The sequence below is a fragment of the Turicibacter sp. H121 genome, from assembly GCF_001543345.1.
In the GTDB taxonomy this organism is placed as follows: domain Bacteria; phylum Bacillota_I; class Bacilli_A; order MOL361; family Turicibacteraceae; genus Turicibacter; species Turicibacter bilis.
On record NZ_CP013476.1, the window covers coordinates 779541 to 798024 of the forward strand.

The window sequence follows — 18484 nt, forward strand, 5'->3', positions numbered from 1 at the left end:
AAATATTCTTGGAATTTTTAATCCATTAAACTTATACGTAACTATTAATCTATATATAAACAGATAAGTATTCTACATCTAAGGTGGCAAACAAAACTACTGATATCCTTTATTTATAAAGACACCCTATCGTCCAGGGGTCACCTGCCATTTACGAAGTAAATGTATCCTCCGCTGGTAGGGAAGGGGTCACCTAGAGATTTCTAAAAGAAATCTACTCCTCCGCTACTAGGGCTTAAAAATTTTCTATGAAGAAAATTTATCTGGACTTATATATCTGTCAACAGTACATATAATCTTTACTAATTTATATGTTATAATAAACAATAAATGGGGGGATATTTTTGAAAAGAGCTTATTCATATATTATCATAGGTTTTTTCTTTACATTTATTCACTTTACAATAAATGGATTTGATTTAATTCATGACTCAGTAGGATATTTACTGATTGTCTTAGGGGTTATAATTGGTGAGAAGCAACGCCCGATTCAAGAATTTATTCAAGCGAAATATTTAGGAATCGCTTTAGGAATCTATGCTTTAATTAATCCGTTTCTATTTAACTCTGAATTTCTAAGTTATTCTAGAACTGGAGTCTTCTTAACACTCGTTGCTTCTCTAGCTAGTATCTATATGTATTATTCACTTTTAAAAGCTGAATATATTTGGCACCCATCTACTCAAACAAGACAATATGTTGATACTTACCTTCTATTAGCTATGATTTGTTTCGTCACTACTTGTCTGACCTACTTCATTCCAATCATTGGCCTCATTTCCTTGTTCATTGGATTAGCACAATATATTTATTTACTATATGTTCTCATTAAATTACGTGCTCAGTATAAGAATCCAGTAGGAGATAATTAATTAATTTAATAATCGTCCTCTCACACCACCGTACGTACGGTTCCGTATACGGCGGTTCTATTTTATCTCTAAATATGAACAGTTTGATAGAGGTCTAGTAGTGAGACTAGACCTCTTCTTTTTAGTCTTTCATTTGTGATGATTCGGCATAAAATAAATGAACGAGCGACTCTCGTATATCCTTTTCGGGTGTTTGTCCATTTCCACGCCTTATCTTTTTCGACACCTAACTTCATCAAGCTTTTGTATTTAGTCTTTATCTTTTTCCATTGTTTCCAAATGCACATTCTTAGTCGAAATCGAATGGTTTTATCTAGATTTCCACATACCGTCTTCATTTGGGCTATTCGAAAATAATTCACCCATCCGATGATTAACTGTTTTATTTTCATCAGTCGGTAGTCAAAACTCACACTCCAGCTTCGTAGTGTGAGTCTTTTTAATTTCTCTTTCAGTCTCATAATGGATATCTAATGGGGCTTAGCTTTGAATTGATCGGCACTTTTGTCCCAGAAAAATCCGAATCCTAGAAATTTAATTCGACTTGGTCGCTCAACCTTACTTTTCATCACATTGACTTTAAGACCTAGGGTTTCTTCAAGGTATTTCGTCATGTTTTTCATCCCCCGGTTCGCTGCCTTCTCACTTTTCACTAGAATTAAACAATCATCTGCGTATCGGACAAAATTTAATCCTCTTGCTTCCAGCTCTTGGTCAAGTTCATTTAACATGATATTGCTCAGTAATGGGGATAGATCGCCTCCTTGTGGGGTTCCAATCACCGATTCTTTATATTCATCATCCATCATGACTCCACTGACTAAGAATTTTCGGATGAGTGAAATGACATCTCCATCCTTAATCGTATCTGATATCAACCTCATTAACTTGTCATGGTTGACCGTATCAAAGACCTTTTCTAAATCGATGTCGACCATCCATGTATAACCATCATTCATGAGTTCTAGACTTTTAATCATTCCCTACCAATGGTAGATACATTTACTTCGTAAATGGCAGGTGACCCGTTGCCACTCCTGAATAAGTGGAATTACCTTATCAGTGACAGCAGAGATTGTTTCATGTGACGTTTCAAATCCATAAATATCTTTTAACGTTTTAGAAATATCACGTGTGGATAATCCTTTAGCATAAAGTGATAAAATCTTATCTTCAATTCCAATGACATTCGTTTGACCCTTAGGGACAATTTGGGGTTCAAATGATCCTTCACGATCTCTGGGAGCCTGAATCATTGTTTCACCAAGACGTGTTTGAATGGTTTTGGGTTTACGCCCATTTCGTGTATTTGAATTTGATTTATGACGAAAATCATATCGGCTATATCCTAAATGTTGATCTCATTCAGCTTCTAATGCTTGTTCAATAAAGCCTCCAAACATGTCTAATAAAGCGGCTTCCATATCACCAGCAGATTTAATTTCATATTCATCTTGAATGAGATTAAATAATTGGTTCATTGCAGCTTTTCTTGTCATAAACGATCAACTCCTTTGAAATAGTTAACTTATTATGGATCATCTGGCGATTATAATCCTCAACCGCTAGGGAATGGTAACTATTCTAAGAGTTTACACACTTTATTTTACAACCTCCTAACTTCTCAACATCAAGCTATCTATATATAAACAGAAATGTATTTTATAATGCTACACCAGTCTTAGTTGGTAAGCCACTTTAATATTAAGGCATCCTATAGTCCAGCTAAAAGTTTTCCGATATGAAAAACTTATCTGGACTTATATATATAAGTCCAGATAAATTTTCTTCATAGAAAATTTTTAAGCTCTAGTAGCGGAGGAGTAGATTTCTTTCAGAAATCGCTAGGTGACCATACCCTAGCAGTGGAGTAAACATGCTTCGCATGCTAGGTGACCCATTCCCTACCAGCGGAGGATACATTTACTTCGTAAATGGCAGGTGACCCCTGGACTATAGGGGTCTTTATAAATAAAGGATATCAGTATTTTTTGTTTGCTACCTTAGATGTAGAATACTTATCTGTTTATATATAGACCATCATGCCTGGAGGGCACCACAATAAACGAAAATAAAGTGTGCGTTGAATGATATGGTTTAGCTTCATCCACAATATGTTGTACAATCAAGGACGATGTTTCTTGGATCGAATAGACCGATATATAGACTGTCCTGACAACTTCTCTTTGAACCACATTTTGTCCCTGAGGACGCATAGTAGAATAATAATCATGAAGTTGATATTGTACGTCAATTATATTCAAAGGAGAATTTAAACGATGGATGGATTGTCAACACTAAACTAAACAACTTTTTTAAGGGTGTTTTTACGATACTCAACTGGGGACAAATAACCTAGTGAAGAGTGGATCCTATGATTGTTATACCAGTTAACGTAGTCGGCAAATTCATAACCTAGTTGTTCTTGGGTTTCAAATATCTGATGGTTTACAAATTCTGTTTTGATTACTTTATAGGTCGCTTCTGCAACAGCGTTGTCATAGGGACATCCCTTCATACTTAAAGAGCGTTCAATTTCAAATACCTCTAAAATCTCATCAATGATTTTATTCTTAAATTCGTTACCTCGATCCGTGTGGAAAATCTTGATTTGACTTAGGTTAGTTTGGACTGTACTGAACGCCTTCTTAACTAATTCTGCATCCTTATTAGGCCCAGAGCTATAACCGATAATTTCACGATTAAACAGGTCTACAAGCACACAAAGATAGTGCCAGCGATTTTTTACACGAACGTACGTTAAATCACTGACAACAACGTTTAAATGTGGTTGTTCATCAAAGTTACGATCCACGATATTTTCAGTGTTATCTTCGTTACATTTAGCTGTATGCGGCTTAAATTGAGCAACGGTATAATTCGATACAAGGCCTTCTTGTTTCATGATACGACTAATACGACGACGTGAAACTTGTTGTCCCATCTTTTTTAACTCTTGCTTAATTTTTCGAGTCCCGTAATTATTTCGGCTTCGACGAAAAATCTCAATGATATCAGTAACCAGTTGAGTTTCATCTTTCTTCGGTTTAGACTCGTAATAATAAGTGCTACGAGGCACATTAAGGACTTTGCACATCGCTGAAACTGAATATTTGTGTGTATTGTTTTTAATCACATTTATCTTCGTCCTAAGATCAGCGCGGCTTGCTTTAAAATATCATTTTCCATTTCCAATTGTTTAACCTTTTTACGAAGTTGGATTAACTCTTGTTCTTCTTCTGAGCGGTTATCTTTCTCCTTAAAAGAACCTGTAGAAGTTGACTGTTTAATCCATTTATCGAGTAAAGACGATGAGATATCGTATTCACGAACAATATCACATTTACGTTTCCCATTTAAATAAAGCTGGACTAATTGGTTTTTAAATTCATCTGTATACGTACGGCGAGGTCTACGAGTTTTAGTTTGGGTCATGTTAAAGCTCCTTTAGATTGATATTATTTATAATTCTACATGACCTTAAAAAAACTGTCTAATTAATTGTAACCTATCCAGGATGTTGTTTACCAAACGTGTTGTGGGATTGATGTGCACAAGATGAAGTTGGTTGCTTGTTTGTGTAAAGGCCACAAGCAAGAAATCAAGGAGTTTAGTGCCAAAACAAAAGATATCAAAGCGATGGTTGATTGGCTTGAAGGAAACAAATGTGAAATGGTTGCGATGGAGTCGACTTCTGTTTATTGGAAACCTCTTGTCAATATTTTTGAAATGCGCGGATTAAAGTATATGGTTGTTAATGCCAAAGACTTTAAAGCTGTTCCTGGCCGAAAGACAGATGTATTGGATAGTGCGTGGTTAGCTGATTTACTCCGTCACGGTTTACTTAAATCAAGTTTCATTCCAAGTCGTGAACAACGCGAATTAAGAGAAGCGACACGATATCGCAAGGCAATAACCGAAGAAAGAGCTCGTGCCCTTAACAGACTTCAAAAGTTATTAGAGGGGGCAAATATTAAAATTAGTTCAGTTCTTTCAACGATGACAGGTAAAACAACCATGAATCTACTGGATTATGTTCTAAACAATGATGAAATGATGGATGAAAAAACAGCTGAAACCTTAATTATCAGTCGAATATCAGCTTCTGTTAAAGAGGTGACAGAGGCGATGGAAGGAATAATGACTCCTTTTCAAAAAACGATGATGAAACAAGTTCTCACGCATCTTAACGAATTATCCGAAAGAATTGAAGAGATGGATATCATCATTGATACGTATATGGCAGAGTATTGGGAAGCCATCAAGAAACTCGAACAAATTCCTGGCATCGGAAAGAAGAGTGCAGAAATTATTTTAGCTGAAATTGGATTAGACATGAATCAATTTCCAAGTGCAGGACATTTAGCTTCATGGGCAGGTGTAGCACCCGGGAATAATGAAAGTGCGGGCAAAAGAAAAAGCGGGCGAACCCGCAAAGGAAATAAGATACTAAAATCGACACTCGCTCAAGTGGCGAAATCAGCCTCTAAAAATAAAAATAGCTTTTTTCATGCCCAATATCAACGAATCGCTGTCAAAAGAGGGAAAAATAGAGCCACTTTAGCGGTCGCTCATTCTATTTTAATAGCCATCTATCATATGTTGAAAGATGGCCAGGAATTTATTGACTTAGGATCCGACTACTATAACCAATTTAATACCGAGAAAAAAATTAACTCATACCTGAAAAAGTTAGCTGCTTTAGGATATAGAGTGGATGAACATTCAACGGTAAAGTGAGTCGGATAATTTATTATCGTAAAAAATAAGGAATTTAAAACAGCTAAAGACAAACAAATATTGTCGAAGGTCGCCTTTCTTTTGACGGTATTTTATGACAAGATTCGAGGCCTACAAGGGAGGTCTTTTCAAAGCTGACCTCGCGGAGGGAGTTTGGATTTATTTTCATAGTAGTAGATATAACAACTCAAGAAAAGTATAAAACAAAAACCATTACCTAAAATTAGATTAAATCTAACTTAAAGTAATGGTTGTTTAATATTATTTGAAGATTTTATTTTTAAAATCAATCATCCAATTAAGTCATTGGTTCAATTTTAGGAAGCTTAATAATGATACTTGTTCCTTCACCGACTTCACTATAAACTTCTATTCCATATTCCTCACCATAAAGTAATTGAATTCGTTCATGAACATTATTAATACCAATTCCACTAAAATGATATTTCTTTTCATTAATGGTTGTTTCTGAATTAGCCATACCAACACCATTATCAATAACCTCTATCATTAATAGCTCCTCATCACTATTTATAAAAACAGTAATATTACCCACATCAGTTCCAACAAATCCATGGAAAAAGGCATTCTCAATAAATGGTTGAATAATTAACTTAGGCATCATTAAATCATAACAATCTCGTGCTATTTGATAATCAACTTTAATACCATTGCCATATCGAATTTGATTAATATAAATAAAGTATCCTAAATTTTCAATTTCATCTCGTACTGTTGTCATACTATCTGTTTTTCCAATGACATTTTGTAAAATAGATATTAAAGAATGTATTGTTTCATCCACCTCATCTAAACGTTGTTGTTTTGCTAAATACTTAATTGAAGTCAACGTATTATATAGAAAATGAGGATTAATCTGCATTTGTAAAGCGTTAAGTTCCGCTTTTCTTCTTTCTTTTTGTTCTGAGACTAAGTTTTTGACATGCTCCTTAATATCATTAAGCATCGTATTGTATGCTTGTGTAATTAAGATAAGCTCATTACTTCCTTGTGGCTCTATCATTTGTCCTCTAAAATCATGAGTAACAGTAAAAAGCATTCTCTCAGATAAATATCTTAGAGGCTTTGTAATATTTCTTGTTGCAATAAAAACAACAAAACCTACTATTAGTAACGTAACTAAAATAATAAAAATAATTTTATCTGCAATTGAATGTAACGAAGAAAAAACGATAAGTGGATTAATTTCTTCCACTAGGTAGGCATCATAAAATGGTAGATATAAAGCTAAAATCGTTTCTTTATCATTTTTAATGACTTTAACTGTATCTGTATCTGAAAGTTCTTCTGAATGGTCCTTAATTAAATTGATGAGCTCTTCATTAGCTGTAAATAATCGCTCTTTATCGCTACTAGATAAGATATCACCTGTATTACTAATCACAGAAATTGTCATTCCAGATGTTATATAATCTTCATAAATTGATGCAATGTACTTTTCATCTAACACTAATACTACATATCCATAAAAGTTTTTTTGAGCATCTATCAAGGATTTTGTCACAAAAATATTATTTTCAAAAGGAGAAGCACCTTTAAAAAGCTCCTTATCTATGTGGTAATTAGTTCCAGTTATTAAATGTCCATCCACCATGAGAAATCGATCAATAAAATCAGTCGGTGCACTTCCCCACTTTGAAGTATTACTGGAATAGTAGCGACTCTCATTCCCTTCAGCACCAGCAATCATAAAATAGGAATCCTGAGGTGTTAGATATTCTCGATAAGTATCCATATATCGTCCAATCTCTAGAACTAGATTTAATTGTTCACTACTTGATGGATTATCAGCAGTAATATAAGCTTTAAATTCTTTACTATTAGAGATTTTACTTATCGCAACTGCAATTTCAGTATTATACTCTAACAGACTATTTTTGACTTGTATTAGATTACGATTAGCTATTTCAACAACTTCTTTTAATAAAACATTTTCTGAAATCTTAATACAACTAATACTAATAATTAACGATAGAACCAAAAAACTTGGTAATGTGATACTAAGAATACGTATAAAGATAGTATTATATCTTTTCATTTATTTACCTTGTTTTCGCCGATATGATGTCGGAGTCATCTTTGTATATTTTTTAAATACTTTAGAGAAATAGTTGTGATCTGTAAATCCCACCTGTTTACTTACTTCTGCAATATTAAGATCACTATCAGTTAAGAGTTGCTTAGCTTTTTGTATTCTAACGTTATTAATATACGATGTTAAATTTTCATTCGTTTGATTTTTAAAATATGAAGATAAGTAATAATAATTTAAATGTAATTCTTCTGAAATCTCCATTAAACTTAAATCCTCATTATAGTGTTTGTGAACATAATCAATGATTTTATCTAAAATAATTGAATTTTTCTTTTCTGACTGGACATCAACTAAATTTTCAATCTGATCTAAAAATGATTGAATGAGACTTTTAATTTCATTATAATCTATACTCTTATCAATCGACTTAAATAACTTCATTTTATTTTGATTAAGTATTCCAACGTCAAACCCTAACTTTCTCATTGTATTAATCATATTATAAATATTACTTTGAATAAATCGTTTAAAACTATATTCATCATATGATCTTTTAAAACGAACCTTATTCAAATAATCAAACAAATATATTTTAACCTTTTCAATCTCAAAGCTATTTAAATAGGTCAAAAGAAGTGCTGCATCAAATTCTTCTACGGATTCACTATAAATACCATTTGCTTTTACAAATGCTTCATGGCTGTAATAAAAGAGATATCCCATCAGATTATTCACACTATCATAATAATCCTTAATTGTTCTGATATCAGAAAATGACTCACTAACAATAAATTTAATCTCTTTAAATAACTCATTATGAGTATCTTGAATTTGACTTAGATAGGAAAATAATTCATCTTCTTTATCTAAAGGATAATTAATAAGGACAATATATTCGTTATTTTTAATTAAATCAATAATAGAGTATGTTTTCAAAACAGAAAAAACTTCTTCTGTTATTTTTTTTAATTCCTCCTCACCTACATACCTCAAGTATTGTAATGAAGCTTTCATTAATCGAAAGTTTGATTGCTTCATCCCCTCTTGTAGCTCATTAAAAACTTTCTCTTGATCATCTAACGATGTAAATAAAACCTGTTCTAATAATATTTTATTTTTTTGAGATTCATTTAATCTAGTTTGAGGTGAACTAAATTTTTTCACAATATTATTTAACGAATTTAATAAATCTTCACTTCTAAGCTTCGGTTTCAATAAATAATCCACAGCACCATATTTAAAAGCTTCCCTTACATAATCAAACTCACTAAAACTACTTAAAATTAAAACTTTAATATTTGGATACTTTTCATTCACAGCTTTAGTAAAATCAATGCCATTCATTATTGGCATCACAATATCAATAATAACAATGTGAGGATCTAGTACTGGAATAAGCTCTAAAGCTTCTTTTCCATTGCTTGCCTCTCCTACTACAACAAAACCATACTCTTCCCAATTACATAGATATTTCACCCCATTGCGCAAAATAATCTCATCATCTACAATTAACAATCTATATAATTCATTCACTTTAAAACATCTCCTCATCACACAAGATGAAACCGCTAATATTTATTAAAACCTAAAATTTTTACTACATTAATCATCTTATCAGAAATCGCTTCCAAAGAAAATACAGTTAATAACCAATTTTTTACTATAATAGGAATTACGATTTTGCTAAGATACAGATATGAATCTTAAATACATAGGGGGATTACTTAATGATTAAAAAGAAATTATTTACATCTTTAACAGCAGCTTTTTCTATCGCATTGTTATCAACAACTGTTGGGTGCAGCAATGATAGCTCAGGGGAAGCTTCAGAATCCAATGAAAATAAAGTAGTTGTTTGGTGCTGGGATCAGGCTTTTAATGGTAAGGCATTAAAACTTGCTGAAGAAATTTATCAAGCGAATAACCCAGATTTTGAACTTGAAATTATTGATTTATCTAAAACAGATTTAGAGCAAAAACTAACAACTAATCTTGCTTCAGGAGTAACTGACTCATTACCAGATATTATTCTTGTTAATGATGTTAATGCTCAAAAATACGTTGAATCTTATCCTGATACATTTGCAGATTTAACAAATGCGGTTGATTATTCAAATTTTGTTCCTTATAAAGTACAGGGAGTAACTGTTGATAGTAAAATCTATGGAATTCCTTTTGATGTCGGAGTAACTGGTTTATTTTATCGTACTGACTATCTAGAAGAAGCAGGATTTACTGCTGAAGATTTAGAAAATATTACTTGGGACGAATTTATTGAAATTGGAAAAGTTGTCTATGAAAAGACAGGAAAATATTTATCAACTATTACTCCAAATGGTGAAACAATTATATCTATTATGCTTCAATCAGCTGGATCTTGGTACATTTCATCTGATAATAAAGGAAACTTTACTAATAATGAAGTCATGACAGAAACAATGCGCATTTATAATGCTTTAGCTACATCTGGAGTAACGAAACCTGTTACGGGATGGAGTGAATTTGTAAGTAGCTTTAACAATGGTGATGTTGCAGCTGTTATTTCTGGGGTTTGGCAAATTGCAACTATTATGGATGGAACTGATCAAAGCGGAAAATGGGCTGTGGCTCCAACGCCACGTCTAAATATTTCAAATGGTGTCAATGCATCAAATGAAGGTGGATCTAGTTGGTTTGTATTAGATGTGGCTGAAAATAAAGAATTAGCTATTGATTTTCTAGCTTCCACACTTGGTAGCAGTACAGAACTTTATGAAAAATTCCTTGATGAATGTGGTGGTATTGGATCTTATTTACCTGCTTTTGAAAGTGAAATTTTTGCTCAAGAAGTTGAGTTCTTTGGTGGACAACAAGTTTATAAATTATTTGCTGATTGGTTAACAGAAGTACCTAGTATCTCATTTGGAACTTATACACAAGAAGCTAAAGATGCTTTAAAAAATGAATTACCAAATATCATTAATAATGGTGACATTGAAAAATCCTTAGAAAATGCTCAATCATTATATACACAACAAGTTCAATAGTTCCAAATAACCTTATGGCGGTTCATAGCAAAAAATGTTGCTTATAACCGCCTATATTTTAATTAATTAGAAAGGTGATGTGTATGCAAAATATCAAATCTAAGCCTTTAAATATCGAAAAGAAACGCACTAAACATCTTAAACTAAGAAAAAATTTAATGGGTTGGTGGTTTATCCTTATCCCAACACTATTAATCTTCACGTTTTCTTTTTATCCAATGATTCAGTCCTTTATTCTCTCTTTCCAATCTGGAAAAGGAATGGTAAGTGAGTTCTGCGGAATTAATAACTACATCCGACTTTTCTCTGATCCTATGTTTCTTCAGGCAGTGAGTAATACGTTTCTTTACTTAATTATCCAAATTCCAATTATGTTGATTCTTGGCCTTGTCATTGCTAATCTCTTAAACTCTCCAAAATTAAAAATGCGAGGCTTTTATCGAACTGCTATTTTCCTTCCTTGTGTTACTTCTTTAGTTGCCTACTCTATTTTATTTAAAAGTATCTTTGCTTTAGACGGTGTTGTAAATAACTTTTTAATGGCACTTCATATTATTCAAGAACCGATTTCATGGTTGCTTGATCCATTCTGGGCAAAAATCGTGATTATTATTGCTATCACATGGCGTTGGACAGGATATAATATGATTTTTTACCTTGCTGGTATGCAAAATATTGACTCTAGTGTCTATGAAGCAGCTGAAATTGATGGGGCAACTAAATTTCAACAATTCACAAAAATTACAATTCCACTATTAAAACCGATTATTTTATTAACAACAATAATGTCTACAAATGGAACATTACAGTTATTCGATGAAGCTATGAATATTACAAGTGGAGGTCCTGGGAATGCAACAATGACTATCTCACAATATATTTATAACCTCTCTTTCGTCTATACGCCTAACTTCGGTTATGCAGCAACTGTTTCCTATGCAATTGTTTTCATGGTAGCCATATTAGCTATCATTCAATTTAAAGTGGCAGGTGATAAAAATGACTAAATTTAGAACAATCTTTACCCATGTCTTTTTATGTATTGCATCATTTCTTTCTATTTTTCCATTCTTTTGGATGATTGTCGGAATGACTAATACTTCAACTGATATTATTAAAGGAAAATTAACTTTTGGTAGTGAACTTCTAGCAAACATTTCAAATTTTATTAATTCTGTTAATTTAGGAAGTATTTTATGGACATCTACTAAAATTGCTATTCTTGGGACGCTCTTTACTTTACTTTTATGTTCTATGGCAGGTTATGGATTTGAAATCTATAAATCTAAAATAAAATCTCGTTTAATGAGTTTACTTATGCTTTCTATGATGATGCCATTTGCTGCAATTATGGTTCCATTGTTCAAAATGTTTAGTAATTTAAAGCTTATGAATACTGCTACAGCTGTTATCCTTCCATCTTTAGCAACAGCCTTTATGATTTTTTTCTTCTTACAAAATACAAAATCATTTCCAAAAGATCTTTTACAATCTGCTCGTGTTGATGGATTAAATGAATTCCAAGCCTTTTTCTATATTTTTATGCCGAGTATGAAATCAACTTATGCTGCTGCAGCCATTATCACCTTTATGAGTTATTGGAATAGTTATTTATGGCCATTAATCGTACTACAGAGCGAAAATAACAAAACAATGCCACTTATCATTTCTTCTCTTGCTTCTGCCTATAGTCCAGACTATGGAATGATTATGGTTGCTATTGTTATTACGACTATTCCAACTGTATTAATTTTCTTTTTAATGCAAAAACACTTCGTAGAAGGCATGGTTGGATCAGTAAAATAATATTGAAAAATTTACTAAATAAAGACTTTAATTAATCGCTTTCATCTGTTAAGATGAAAGTGTATTTTTAACTTGAGGGGGATTTAAAAATGGAATTTAACAAATTAAGAGTTGCAAATCTTTTACATGGTGCCGATTATAATCCTGAACAATGGTTAGATCGCCCAGATATTTTAGCTAAAGATATTGAGTTAATGAAAGAAGCACACTGTAATGTGGTCAGTATGGGGATGTTCTCTTGGTCAATGCTTGAACCAGAAGAAGGTGTCTATCAATTTGAATGGTTAGAATCTGTTATCAATAATCTTTATGATAATGGGATTTATACGATTCTTTCAACACCAAGTGGAGCTCGTCCACATTGGTTAGCCAAAAAATATCCTGAAGTGTTACGTGTTGAGAAAAATCGTGTCCGTAACTTATTTGGTCTTCGTCATAACCACTGTTATACATCACCTGCTTATCGAGAAAAGGTAGCACAAATTAATGGTGAATTAGCTAAACGTTTTGCTCATCACCCAGGAGTGATCTTATGGCATCTTTCAAATGAATATGGAGGAGAATGCCACTGTCCACTTTGTCAGGAAGCTTTCCGCAATTGGTTAAAAGAAAAATATCAAACACTTGATGCTCTCAATGATGCCTGGTGGACAACTTTTTGGAGTCACCGTTATACGTCTTGGGATCAAATCGAAAGTCCCGCTCCGCATGGAGAAATGATGTTACATGGATTAAACTTAGATTGGTATCGATTTGTTAGCCATCAAACACTTGATTTCGTGAAATGGGAAAAAGATAGTGTTAAATCATATAATCCACAATTACCAGTCACAATTAACATGATGTATTACTTCTATGGGATCAACTACTTTGACACGAAAGATTTAATCGATATTGTTTCTTGGGATTCTTACCCAGTTTGGCATAAAGCCGGAACTACTGATTTAGAAATCGGTTGTGATACAGCGATGATGCATGATATCATGCGTTCTATTAAAAATGAACCCTTCTTATTAATGGAAAGCACACCAAGTATGACAAACTGGCAAAACGTTGCTAAACTCAAAAAACCAGGGATGCATATGCTTTCTTCAATGCAGGCTGTCGCTCATGGATCAAATTCAGTTCAATACTTCCAATGGCGTAAAAGTCGTGGAGCTTCTGAAAAATTCCACGGTGCTGTTATTGATCATTATGGAAAATCCGATACACGCGTTTTCCGTGAAGTATCAGAGCTCGGTCAACGTCTAGAAGGATTAACCCCATTAACAAAAACATGCAATCAAGCACAAGTCGCTATCCTATTTGATTGGGATAACCGCTGGGCCATTGATGATATGCAAGGTCCCCGTAACATTGGCATGCATTATAAGGAAACCGTTCAACAGCATTACAAAGCATTTTGGAAAATGGGGATCCCAACTGATTTTGTTGATATGAGCTGCGATATTTCAAAATACAAAGTATTAGTTGCTCCAATGATGTATCTACTTCGCAACGGATTTGAACAAAAAATAAAGGCATTCGTTGAAGCCGGTGGAACATTAATCACAACCTATTGGTCAGGAATCGTAAATGAAACAGATCTTTGCTACTTAGAAGGTACACCACATGGATTAATGGATGTCGTAGGCCTTCGCAGCGGAGAAATCGATGGGTTATTTGATGGCGAAACAAATAGTGCCTCTGCTACAACTTCTTCATGGTTAACTCAATCAGAGTCTTATACATGTTCTGAATTATGTGATCTCATCATCCCAAGTACAGCAAAAACATTAATGACTTATAACGCAGACTTCTATGCTAATCAACCGGCTCTAACTGTTAATTCGTTTGGACAAGGACAAGCTTACTATATCGCTACGAAATTTGAAGATAAATTCTACGATGATTTCTATGCCCAAGTACTAGAAGAAGTTGGTATCCAGCGTCCAATTGATATTTCATTCCCGACAGGAGTCATTGTGACTGATCGTGAAGGCTACTTATTCATCCAAAACTTTAACCGTGAAGCAGTTACAATTCCAGCACTTCCAACAACTTATCATTTAATAGATGGAGATAAAGATATCCACCATGATTTTACCTTAAATCCATTTGAAGTTTTAATTGTTCATAACTAATATAAAAAGAGATAATCTCAAAATAATTAAAGGGCTTATTAGTCGATGAAAACTTTTAAGCCCTTTTTAAATACTAATCCTAATGAGTAATGAAATTCAGTTAGTTCTACTACCTAGTTCTCATTGATTATTGGCATCTGTCTTTATACAAAATAGCACAACTATTTTAAAACGAATTGGCTAATTCAAATAATGAAAGTTTTTATATCAGTTTATTTTAATAGAAAAAGTGCATCGTTTATTAATCATCAAAAATGAAACTTTCACTTTATGGAAAATCATTTTGATACAGGATGAATATAAAAAGTATCAAAACAGTGTGTCATTTATTAGGGGAAACTATTAAAGTAATCAGTGAATGCTCACTTATAGAACTAATAAAATTTCATGATTTCTTTTAATAAGTATTAAAAAGGGACTCTAAGGTCAAGAAAACTGAAAATATGGGATGATTAGCGAGCTTGCTCGCTATTTATGAGGAAATACAATTTCCCCGCCCATTTAAGATGTTTTCGTAGACTAAAGAGTCCTTGATTTATTCTAATACTTATTTTTAATTCAAAGAGAGTCTCTCTATAACAAATTTTAGCTATTTACATATATTTTGAGACATCCCCCTTTAGCTCATTTCTATAGTAATTCAATATGATTCATATCCAATTTATATTTAACATCTTTACGTTCAACAATGACATTGATTTTTTCTTTTAATTGTTCATCTTCCATTAACTTTGTAATCAACTCTTTTGTTGGATTAATGGCAAATGGTGTTCCAACTGCATGAAACATTGTTAAATCGCCAGTTGTATCACCATAAGCATAACTTTTACTTAAATCAATATCGTATTTGGCTTGAAGCTCCTTAATGGCTTTTTGTTTACTAACAGCATCCCACATCGGAATGACATTTCCATTGTAACATCCTTGCTCATCTGTTTCATAAATGGTTCCTCTGAAGTCATCCATTTTATATTTATTTGCCATTTTGCTAACTAATTCAAGGGGTGAGCCTGAAATCGCAATGACAATATGACCTTGTTCTTTGTGCCATTTCATACGTTCACGTGAAAACGTGTAGATACGATCTCCTTTTTGGTTGATTACTTTTTGTGCAACATGATCAATGTGTTCTTTACTTACACCAAGAATAGCTTGTTTATAAGCATCAACCATCTTCAATAGATACTCATCATAGTCACCTTCACGACGATCCCATTTTAAATAAACAGGTTTCACTTCGTTATGCCAAACATCTTCTTCGATTAATTCATATTTAATAATTTTCTTGAATACTTCCGTAATAAGTCCTTCACGATAAATCGTACCATCAATATCAAAAAAGGCTGCAATCTTAGACACGTTACCCCTCCTGCTGAAATTAAATTTTGAACAACATACTGACACTAAGATTTAGTGTTAACAAATGGTGTTCCGACTATAATAGCAAACTAATTTAAAAAAATCAAGAATAAAACCACATTAAATTTATTCTGACTATTAAGTTGTGTATGCGTTTTACTTTATCAATTTATAAAATTCTATTTTTTATCATTTACAGCGATAATAAATTCTATTACGTTTCATACAATATCATACCTTTAATCAAGAACGATAAATCGAAAGGGGATTTATATGAGAACTTATTATAAAAATCGATTTAAAGATAAATTAATGATTATTACGGGAAATTGGACGAGTGACTGCTATGAGAGGACCATTAAAAGGCGCTAAAATCATCGTTGTTGATAACGATTAAGTAAATGGCGCAAAAACACTAGTTTATATTCAGGATAAAGCTGGAGAGGCACTCTTTCTAAACTTAGATACCTCGATTGAAAAAAATGCGAAACAAATGGGCGAGCAAATAATCAAATGTTATGAAAAATTAGATATCGCAATCAATGATACTAGTGTAATAGGAAATCCCGTTCCAGTTCATGAATTAACTAAAGAAGAATAAAAGGATCATAAAAGAAGGCGAATTTAGCTTTTTCTATGGTCCTTTATATTGTTCATCTTATTTCAAATTAATTATTTTCTTCGCTATACTTGTGTAGATTTTGAAGATCTTAATTGCATAAGTTTTTCAATTAGGGAATTGACGACGCCACTACCACGACTCACAACTAGCCCAGTAACTATCTCCCCAACATATGGAACAACCATGGTTATTCCTAATATACTAAATAAATCTAATTTAGCACAAATACAAACTGCTATACTTAATATAATTGCTCCGATTTTTTTATAGCTTAATTTCCCATTATTTTTGAATAATGTATTGAATGTTTCAACGGCTGATTCTATCAGAATTGCGACTACGACAACTGCTAGCAGTTCCATCATTAGTTAACCTCCCCCCGAAAATATTAGTTATTCATAAGGATTGATTGTTAAATCCTTTCCTGACCTTATATTTTTTTTGTATAGGATAAACTGATCCAACCAGCCCCACTTTTTAGCTTTCCGAAGCCATTACTTTCATCAACAATTGTATAAACTTCGTTAGCTTTAACAGTAGTAACGACAGGGTAACTAGTACCTGCACCCGATCGAACATTTAATACCGAACAATTCACAATTTTAACTTGATAGCCAGATGAACTGGAAGATGAAGTAGTTGTAACTTTTTCAACATAATCTGTCCCCATTGAAATCCAACCCGCTCCAGATTTCAAGCGTCCTAATCCATTGGATACTTCTACAATGGTATAAACATCACCTTTTTTAACAGTTCCTACAACTTGACTTGTGAATGAGGCTTCTTTACGAATATTTAATTCATTACAAATCACTTTTACAGTAAAACTTGAAAAACTATCAGATGATTCTGTTGAGGAGTCAGTTTTAACTTTTTCAACATAGTCTGTTCCCATTGAAATCCAACCCGCTCCAGATTTTAAGCGTCCTAATCCATTGGATACTTCTACAATGGTATAAACTTCACCTTTTTTAACAGTTCCTACAACTTGACTTGTGAATGAGGCTTCTTTACGAATATTTAATTCATTACAAATCACTTTTACTGTAAATTTTAATCCTGGTAAACTTGGAGACTCATCATCAGGTGAATACGGAGGTAAGATAACCGTTGTTCCACTAGATAATTTAGGGTCACATCTTCCCTCTTTAATCGCTTGCAAAACAGTTTCTACTCTTGTTTTGACACTATTCCAACGACCTTCATCCCGGATTCGGTGTGGACAATTTTTAGCTGAAAAATCAGCATGTTGTTTTAAAGCATCAATTCCTAAATCATATTGATATAGTAGTCGTGCCATTACATAAACTGCATTTTCTTCTGCAGCGGTATATTTAGCCCCCCCTGATTTTGAATAACAAATTTCAACGGCAATTCCATAACGATTACCAGGTCCACTACTACCATCACCTGCATGCCAGGCATTTCGCTCGAATGGTATCCCTTGAATCGCATTCACATCGTCTACAGCAATATGATAGGAAACTTGATTATTATTACCAATCATATAGCTGATTTCATTAGTTGCTGATGCATCATTTGCAGTATTATGACAGACAACATATCTAGGTTTCATGGGATAAGGACACTTGATTGAATACTTACTACTTGAAACTAAGTTTTCTTTAAAAATATAACTCATTTTTATTAACCTCCCTCTGAAGAGTCTTATATTGTATTGTTATTTAGAAGTTCTTGAACTAAATCAATTACTTGGATAATGCACTGGGACGGTTACATATCTTATAATCTTATATATCTTAGTTCCTGTTTTATCATATTCAAAAAAATAGTTTATTGAATGGTCCTTTCACTACCTCTGTATTTAATTTTATCTTACAATAATTAGAAATATTAGTTAAAAAGAGATGACTCCTGCA

At 32.9% G+C, this 18484-nt stretch carries 14 protein-coding genes and 1 pseudogene; 6 read left to right on the forward strand and 9 right to left on the reverse strand.

Going from position 1 to position 18484, the window contains the following annotated elements; all coding sequences use genetic code 11:
* Nucleotides 1-344: 344 nt before the first annotated feature.
* Nucleotides 345-872 carry a hypothetical protein gene (locus tag AT726_RS03760; RefSeq protein WP_055243554.1) on the forward strand — a complete coding sequence of 176 codons (528 nt, stop codon included), beginning with the start codon at nt 345-347 and terminating at the stop codon, nt 870-872.
* A gap of 68 nt (nt 873-940) precedes the next feature.
* Here the strand turns inward: AT726_RS03760 and AT726_RS13545 are convergent, their stop codons facing one another.
* From AT726_RS13545 to AT726_RS03780, 4 genes and pseudogenes are all read right to left on the reverse strand, one after another.
* Nucleotides 941-1333 carry a group II intron maturase-specific domain-containing protein gene (locus AT726_RS13545; RefSeq protein ID WP_055243553.1) on the reverse strand — a complete coding sequence of 131 codons (393 nt, stop codon included), beginning with the start codon at nt 1331-1333 and terminating at the stop codon, nt 941-943.
* Nucleotides 1334-1342: 9 nt separating this feature from the next.
* Entirely contained in the window at nt 1343-1852 is a 510-nt protein-coding gene (locus tag AT726_RS12970) for a reverse transcriptase domain-containing protein (RefSeq protein WP_068759080.1), read from the reverse strand.
* Between the two features lie 45 nt (nt 1853-1897).
* A pseudogene (locus tag AT726_RS13550) lies at nt 1898-2371 on the reverse strand (transposase); the annotation flags it as partial.
* Nucleotides 2372-3174: 803 nt separating this feature from the next.
* Nucleotides 3175-4307, reverse strand: a protein-coding gene (locus AT726_RS03780) for an IS3 family transposase (RefSeq protein ID WP_144436946.1) whose coding sequence is annotated in 2 segments (ribosomal slippage) — nt 3175-4046 and nt 4046-4307 — 1134 coding nt in all. Because the reading frame shifts where the segments join, the coding sequence is not laid out codon by codon here.
* Between the two features lie 123 nt (nt 4308-4430).
* Here AT726_RS03780 and AT726_RS03790 point away from each other — a divergent pair.
* Nucleotides 4431-5612: an IS110 family transposase gene (locus tag AT726_RS03790; RefSeq protein WP_068759082.1), complete on the forward strand. Its 1182-nt coding sequence runs from the start codon at nt 4431-4433 to the stop codon at nt 5610-5612.
* 298 nt (nt 5613-5910) lie between these two features.
* Here AT726_RS03790 and AT726_RS03795 read toward each other — a convergent pair whose 3' ends face one another.
* Both AT726_RS03795 and AT726_RS03800 read right to left on the reverse strand, forming a co-directional pair.
* On the reverse strand, nt 5911-7671 hold the full coding sequence (locus AT726_RS03795; RefSeq protein ID WP_068759083.1) for a sensor histidine kinase: 1761 nt from the start codon (nt 7669-7671) through the stop codon (nt 5911-5913).
* Nucleotides 7672-9201: a response regulator transcription factor gene (locus tag AT726_RS03800; protein WP_055244946.1), complete on the reverse strand. Its 1530-nt coding sequence runs from the start codon at nt 9199-9201 to the stop codon at nt 7672-7674.
* 194 nt (nt 9202-9395) lie between these two features.
* Between AT726_RS03800 and AT726_RS03805 the strand changes: the two genes are divergently transcribed.
* The 4 genes from AT726_RS03805 (at nt 9396) to AT726_RS03820 (ending at nt 14623) form a co-directional block, all read left to right on the forward strand.
* The gene (locus tag AT726_RS03805) at nt 9396-10694 is read left to right on the forward strand and encodes an ABC transporter substrate-binding protein (RefSeq protein ID WP_068759084.1); all 1299 of its coding nucleotides are present in this window, start codon (nt 9396-9398) and stop codon (nt 10692-10694) included.
* A gap of 83 nt (nt 10695-10777) precedes the next feature.
* On the forward strand, nt 10778-11701 hold the full coding sequence (locus tag AT726_RS03810; protein WP_068759085.1) for a carbohydrate ABC transporter permease: 924 nt from the start codon (nt 10778-10780) through the stop codon (nt 11699-11701).
* A complete protein-coding gene (locus tag AT726_RS03815) occupies nt 11694-12500 on the forward strand; it encodes a carbohydrate ABC transporter permease (protein ID WP_068759086.1) in 807 nt (268 codons plus the stop codon). The genes AT726_RS03810 and AT726_RS03815 overlap by 8 nt, the downstream gene beginning before the upstream one ends.
* 89 nt (nt 12501-12589) lie before the next feature.
* On the forward strand, nt 12590-14623 hold the full coding sequence (locus tag AT726_RS03820; RefSeq protein WP_068759087.1) for a beta-galactosidase: 2034 nt from the start codon (nt 12590-12592) through the stop codon (nt 14621-14623).
* Between the two features lie 630 nt (nt 14624-15253).
* Here the strand turns inward: AT726_RS03820 and AT726_RS03825 are convergent.
* From AT726_RS03825 to AT726_RS03835, 3 genes are all read right to left on the reverse strand, one after another.
* The gene (locus AT726_RS03825) at nt 15254-15982 is read right to left on the reverse strand and encodes an HAD family hydrolase (protein WP_068759088.1); all 729 of its coding nucleotides are present in this window, start codon (nt 15980-15982) and stop codon (nt 15254-15256) included.
* A gap of 684 nt (nt 15983-16666) precedes the next feature.
* Nucleotides 16667-16969, reverse strand: coding sequence for a hypothetical protein (locus tag AT726_RS03830; RefSeq protein ID WP_068759089.1), 303 nt, complete (start codon nt 16967-16969; stop codon nt 16667-16669).
* Nucleotides 16970-17034: 65 nt separating this feature from the next.
* Nucleotides 17035-18246, reverse strand: coding sequence for an SH3 domain-containing protein (locus AT726_RS03835; protein WP_068759090.1), 1212 nt, complete (start codon nt 18244-18246; stop codon nt 17035-17037).
* Nucleotides 18247-18484 lie beyond the last annotated feature (238 nt).

What these genes read in the sequence shown, in the direction of transcription:
- AT726_RS13545 (WP_055243553.1), bottom strand. Translation starts at nt 1,333, where the DNA reads ATGAGACTGAAAGAGAAATTAAAAAGACTCACACTACGAAGCTGGAGT.
- AT726_RS12970 (WP_068759080.1), bottom strand. Translation starts at nt 1,852, where the DNA reads ATGATTAAAAGTCTAGAACTCATGAATGATGGTTATACATGGATGGTC.
- AT726_RS03790 (WP_068759082.1), top strand. Translation starts at nt 4,431, where the DNA reads ATGAAGTTGGTTGCTTGTTTGTGTAAAGGCCACAAGCAAGAAATCAAG.
- AT726_RS03795 (WP_068759083.1), bottom strand. Translation starts at nt 7,671, where the DNA reads ATGAAAAGATATAATACTATCTTTATACGTATTCTTAGTATCACATTA.
- AT726_RS03805 (WP_068759084.1), top strand. Translation starts at nt 9,396, where the DNA reads ATGATTAAAAAGAAATTATTTACATCTTTAACAGCAGCTTTTTCTATC.
- AT726_RS03810 (WP_068759085.1), top strand. Translation starts at nt 10,778, where the DNA reads ATGCAAAATATCAAATCTAAGCCTTTAAATATCGAAAAGAAACGCACT.
- AT726_RS03815 (WP_068759086.1), top strand. Translation starts at nt 11,694, where the DNA reads ATGACTAAATTTAGAACAATCTTTACCCATGTCTTTTTATGTATTGCA.
- AT726_RS03820 (WP_068759087.1), top strand. Translation starts at nt 12,590, where the DNA reads ATGGAATTTAACAAATTAAGAGTTGCAAATCTTTTACATGGTGCCGAT.
- AT726_RS03830 (WP_068759089.1), bottom strand. Translation starts at nt 16,969, where the DNA reads ATGATGGAACTGCTAGCAGTTGTCGTAGTCGCAATTCTGATAGAATCA.
- AT726_RS03835 (WP_068759090.1), bottom strand. Translation starts at nt 18,246, where the DNA reads ATGAGTTATATTTTTAAAGAAAACTTAGTTTCAAGTAGTAAGTATTCA.